The organism is Streptomyces sp. NPDC006265 (genome assembly GCF_040613555.1).
In the GTDB taxonomy this organism is placed as follows: Bacteria; Actinomycetota; Actinomycetes; order Streptomycetales; family Streptomycetaceae; genus Streptomyces.
The window spans coordinates 1-5,065 of sequence record NZ_JBEXSH010000685.1 but is presented as its reverse complement, the minus strand read 5'-3'; the positions used below and the strand labels follow the sequence as shown (position 1 = coordinate 5,065).

The following is a 5,065-nucleotide window of genomic DNA, read 5'->3' as shown; positions in this document are numbered from 1 at the left end:
TGTGCGGCTCCCGAACGGGCTCTGAGGGGCGCTCAGCCGGTGACGAAGTTGTGCAGCCCCGGCACGTGCAGGGTCCCGCCGAACTGGCCGGCCTGCTGGACCTTCACGTTGGTGAAGTAGATCAGCGGGATGTTCAGCGGCGGCGGGTGCTCCGGGTCGAACGTGATCGGTATCAGCCCGAGCAGGTTGCCGGAGATGCTCTCCGTGTACATCACGGTGTCGCCGTCGCGGATCGTGGACGTCGAGCCCTTGGCCGCCTGCACGTGGTAGGTCTTGCCGGACTGCTTGTCCTGGACGGTCTGGTGCAGGTCACCGATGTCGGTGCCGCCGGATATGACGTACTTCAGCACCTTCTTGACGGTACCGTCGGCGGTCCGCACCTCGACGACGCCCTTGTAGTCGGCGCCCTTCAGCGTCAGCGAGCTGGCGTTGAGGAACCACGGGTCGTCCGGCAGCGGCACCTTGTTGTCGACGCCGCCCTCGGCGTCGGTGGCGGCCGGGCAGTCGTCGGCGTCCGTGGTGGCGCTCGGGGAGGGGCTGGGCGAGGCGGTGGCCTCCTTCGCCTTCTCCGCCGCGTCCTCGGCCGCCTTCTCGACGGCCTTGGTGGTGTCCTCCACCGTCTCGCCGGCGTCCTTCACCGTGTCGGACGCCTTGTCGGTGGTGTCCTTGACGGTGTCCTCGACCGTGCCGGTGGCCTTCTCGGTCGTGTCCTCGGTACCGGAGGCGTCCTCGGCCGGCTTCTCGGCGCTCTGCGACGCCGAGGCGGACGGGGTCGGGCTGGGGCTCGCCCCGTCCTTCCCGCCGTTGAAGATGCCGCCGATCGCGTCGCCGATGTCCTCCAGGATGTTGCCGCCGCTCTCGGACGGCGAGGGGGACGGGGTGGCGGCCTCGTCGTCGCCGCCGGTGGCGGGAGCGCTCGTGGACGGGGTCGGCTCCGGCTCGGCTTTGCCGTCGGAACCTGAATCCGACGAAGAGGAACCGCCGTTGTTCGCCTCCGTACCACCCGAGGGGGACGGCTTCGGGGCGGTGTCGCCCTGGTCGTCCTTCTCGTCCGTCGCGCCGTCGCTCGCCGAGGGGGACGGCGTGGGCGAGGCGGACGGGTCGCCGTTGGAGTCCTTGCCGGAGTCCTCCAGGGCCGCCACACAGTCCTTGTACTCGTCGGCCGTCAGGCTCTTCGACGTCGGCGCCGCCGGAGTGTCGCTGTCGGCGATGGCGAGCGTCGACGTGAAGCCCATGCCCATGAGCACCGCCGTCGGCATCGCCGCCATGGCTATCGCCTTGCCGGCCGGCCTGTTGAACCTGGTGAACAGCGGCTTCTTGGGTGCCGCGTGGCGCGGCCCGGTTCTCACACGGGACGCCTCCACATCAGCCCCGTGGGTCACCTCGTCAGCCGGCACTGTGCCTCCCGTTCGCCCCGTTGGCCGGGTTCGTTCCTGACAGATCGTTCGGCTCGTCCACCGCGTCCACGGGCTTCAGCACCGTGGTGTCGTGGTCGGTGGCCTCGGGAGTCCCGCCCGTGCCGGTGCTGGCCATGGCGGCGGGCTGTCCCGCGGGACGTGCGCCCGGCGCCCAGGCCACGGCCATCGCCCCGCCCATGAGGGCGAGGAGGAAGCCGATGAGGAAGCCGCCGAGGTTGGACACGGGAATGGACACCAGTGCCAGCAGGATCGCCGCGACTCCCGCGAAGACGCGGACGTGCTTCTGGAACCAGAGGCTCACGCCCAGTACGACGAGCAGCACGCCGATGATCAGGGACCCGGCACCCGCGGTGGTCGCCATCGCCAGCGTCAGGTGACCGATCTGGAGGTTCGCGTACGGGAAGTAGGCGATGGGCAGTCCACTGAGGAGGACGAACAGCCCGGCCCAGAACGGCCGCTCACCCCGCCAGGCGCGGAACTGCTGCCTCCGGACGGTGAACTGGCCGGTGGCGGCAGGGGTCTCGGCGCTCATGGAAAAACAGCTCCCTGGTACAGCGTTGCTGTGGTGGTGATGTGGGCCCCGCGTGAAGGCGCGACCGGAAGGTGGACGGGCGGGGGCGCCACCGGCTCCCCCGCCCGTCATCGAGTGCTTAGTAGCACTCCTTGACACCCGTCGACAGCGACATCTTCAGGCCGCTGAGCTTGAAGGTTCCGGCCGTGGTCGCCCACGCCGTCTGCTTCACGTCGGTCAGGGTCGCCTTGTCCGCCTGCTGGGCGAAGCCGTACGGGTTGGCCGACTCGCCCTTCCGCATGGCCGGACCCTTGTTGGCGTCCTTGGCCGCCACACCGATGTCGATGTTCTCGAACGTCGCATCGGCGCTGAGGTCGGCGACGTCGATGTAGAGGTTCTGGGCCTCCACCGGCTTCGCACCCTGACCCGCACGCAGGATCAGGCTGACGTTCCCGAGCACCGGAATGTTCGGGGTGACGACCGACTGGCACAGGTTCTTGATCGTCGCCTGCTTGAACGACGAGACGGCGACCGGGTGGACGGCCTTCTTGCCGTCCATCGTGTATCCCTCGTCGAGGGCGCCGTACTGCGAGAAGCCGGTGCCGACGAGCTGGTCGGTCGAAACCTTGAACGACTGCCCGGAGACACTGAACGACGCGGCGAGAGCGCCCTGCGCGAGGGCGACACCTATCGCAGCCGTGGCGGCGACGCTGGGCACCATGACCACAGCGAACCGCTTCCATCTGGTCCCGCCACGCACCTGGGACTCCATATTTCCTCCTTCTCGGACGTACATCTCCTGCCCTGGCTCGCACCGATTGGCGGCTCAGCCGGGCAGGGATGGGAGAAGTGCTACGTCCTCGGGAAGGAGAGCGCCTGCACTCGGCGGCGCAACTGCGCCCGAATCACCGGCGATCACCCCCGAGCGACAACCACTGGTCGCGCCTGACACGCATCACGCACAACCCTGCTGGACAGGCTTCACCGGAAGGGCGAAGACCCCCCTGCCCAAGAGCCGGCGCCACTGCCGCCGGCTCTGCTCGGTGGGGACCCAGGATGTCCCGCGACCCAACCGGCTGCCGGGGTACGGGAATGGACCGAGCGTGGCCGATCGTGGTGCATTCTCGCCGCCCGCACAAGGGGGTTCGTTACTGGCTAGTAACGGCCGGATAACCGAACAACGACCCATCGGTCTCGGTCGGCCACACAGGGTGCCGCCGGAGGGCGGTACAAAGCTGTTGATCGATGGACAGAATCCGACAGATCAACGCCCATGACTTACTCGCAGTAACAGCGGCCGCGATTACCAAGTTTTGGTAAAGCGCGGCCGCAGTGACCCTCCGTGGACAGACTTTTCACGCGGGCACCACAAGCCCGCGCGTTTAACGACTGGTCAGAACAGGGCGCGCGCCAGGGCCCTGCGCGCCGCGATCACGCGGGGATCGTCCGGCCCTACGACCTCGAACAGCTCCACCAGCCACATCCGTACGGTGTCCCGGTCGTCACCCACCGTGCGCGACACGGTCTCGATGAGCCGGCCGAAGGCGTCCTCGACATGGCCGCCCACCAGATCCAGGTCGGCGGCGGCGATCTGCGCCTGTACGTCGGCCGGCTTGTCCGCCGCGTCCCGGCGCACCTGCTGCGGGTCGACGCCCTGCACCCGCTGGAGCAACTCGGCCTGCGCGAGGCCCAGTTTGGCCTCCTCGTTGCCCGGGTCCTCGTTCAGCACGTTCTTGTACGCCTGGACGGCGCCGGACAGGTCGCCCGAGTCCAGCGCCTGAACGGCGGCCTCGAGGAGCCCGTCGTGCGGACCGGCCGGCTGCTCGGGAGCCGCCGCCGGGGCGCCGCCCGGTTCGGCCTCGGGGTCGACGGTGAGACCGGTCAGACCGAAGCGCTGCTCGCCGACCTGCACCAGCTGGTCGAGGGTCTGGCGGATCTGCGCCTCGCCCGCCGCCCCCTGGAAGAGCGGCAGCGCCTGTCCCGCGACGACCGCGAACACCGCGGGGATTCCCTGGATGCCGAACTGCTGCATCAGCATCTGGTTGGCGTCGACGTCGACCTTGGCGAGCAGGAAGCGGCCGTTGTACTCGACGGCCAGCCGCTCCAGGACCGGGCTGAGCTGCTTGCAGGGCTCACACCACTCGGCCCAGAAGTCGATGACGACGGGCACTTCGGCGGACCGCTGCAGGACCTCCCGCTCGAATCCCGCCTCGTCGACGTCGATGACGAGATCGGCCGGGGAGATCGCCCCCGTCCCGCCCTCCCGGGCTGCTTGCGCGCGCGCCTGCTCCGCCTTCGCCTTGGCCTCCTGGGCCGCCTTCACCGCGGCGAGGTCGACGACTCCGCTCATGGACATGTTCCGTGGCTGCATGCCCCTATCCTCCCCCGTCCTGGGCGCGCGTGTGAAAAAAGGTGTGAAAGCCGGGCCGGTCCGTGCCCTTCGGCGCCGGGTCCCCACCCCACGCCGGGTGCGCCGAGCCCGTGTACGTCCATCACGGGCTTTCGCTACGAGTCGTAGCGTAATGCCATGCCAGGGTGCCGGGACACCACCCCCCGGTGATCTCCCTCACGGCCGCACAGGAACCGCCGGTTTATGGTCGTGAGATGCAGAGCCGCAGCCCAGCCAGCCGCACCGGGCGTCCGCGCAGCGCCGCGGCGGACGCCGCGATCCTGGCCGCCACGCGTGAGGCCCTGGTGGATCTGGGCTGGTCCAAGCTCACCCTGGGAGACGTCGCGACACGGGCGGGGGTTGCGAAAACCACGCTCTACCGCCGCTGGGCGGGCAAGAACGAACTGGTTGTCGACGCCGTCGCGGAACTCTTCGACGCGCTGGAGCTCCCCGACCGCGGCTCCCTGGCCGCCGACATCGAGGGCGTGGTCCTCCAGTTCGCCACGATCCTGGCTCTCCCGGAGGCGAGGAGCGGTCTGATGGCGGTGCTGGCGGAAGCCACCCGCGACGAGGCCCTGCGAGAACGCATCCGGGAATCGGTCGTCGACCGCCAGAAGCGGCTGGTCCTGGAGGGCCGCGCGCGGGCCCAGGCACGGGGTGAACTCCCCGCGGAGCCGGACCCCGGCTCGTCCGCCCGCACGGTGGACCCAGGTGGGGGGTACCCGCCGGTTACGCCTGGCTCAGCAT

5 protein-coding genes are annotated in these 5,065 nt (G+C 69.6%); 1 reads left to right on the top strand and 4 read right to left on the bottom strand.

Going from position 1 to position 5,065, the window contains the following annotated elements; translation table 11 throughout:
• Nucleotides 1-32: 32 nt before the first annotated feature.
• The 4 genes from ABZ281_RS37440 to ABZ281_RS37425 form a co-directional block, all read right to left on the bottom strand.
• Entirely contained in the window at nucleotides 33-1,397 is a 1,365-nt protein-coding gene (locus ABZ281_RS37440; RefSeq protein WP_356662497.1) for a hypothetical protein, read from the bottom strand.
• A complete protein-coding gene (locus ABZ281_RS37435) occupies nucleotides 1,387-1,950 on the bottom strand; it encodes a DUF6114 domain-containing protein (protein WP_356662496.1) in 564 nt (187 codons plus the stop codon). Before ABZ281_RS37435 ends, ABZ281_RS37440 begins: the two co-directional genes overlap by 11 nt.
• 118 nt (nucleotides 1,951-2,068) lie before the next feature.
• Complete coding sequence (locus ABZ281_RS37430; protein ID WP_356662495.1) at nucleotides 2,069-2,701, bottom strand: DUF6230 family protein; 633 nt, start codon at nucleotides 2,699-2,701, stop codon at nucleotides 2,069-2,071.
• Nucleotides 2,702-3,322: 621 nt separating this feature from the next.
• Nucleotides 3,323-4,300 (bottom strand): tetratricopeptide repeat protein, encoded by a 978-nt coding sequence (locus ABZ281_RS37425; RefSeq protein WP_356662494.1) that lies wholly within the window; start codon nucleotides 4,298-4,300, stop codon nucleotides 3,323-3,325.
• A gap of 233 nt (nucleotides 4,301-4,533) precedes the next feature.
• Between ABZ281_RS37425 and ABZ281_RS37420 the strand changes: the two genes are divergently transcribed.
• Nucleotides 4,534-5,065 (top strand): TetR/AcrR family transcriptional regulator (locus ABZ281_RS37420; RefSeq protein WP_356662493.1); only part of this gene is annotated, 532 nt, incomplete at its 3' end.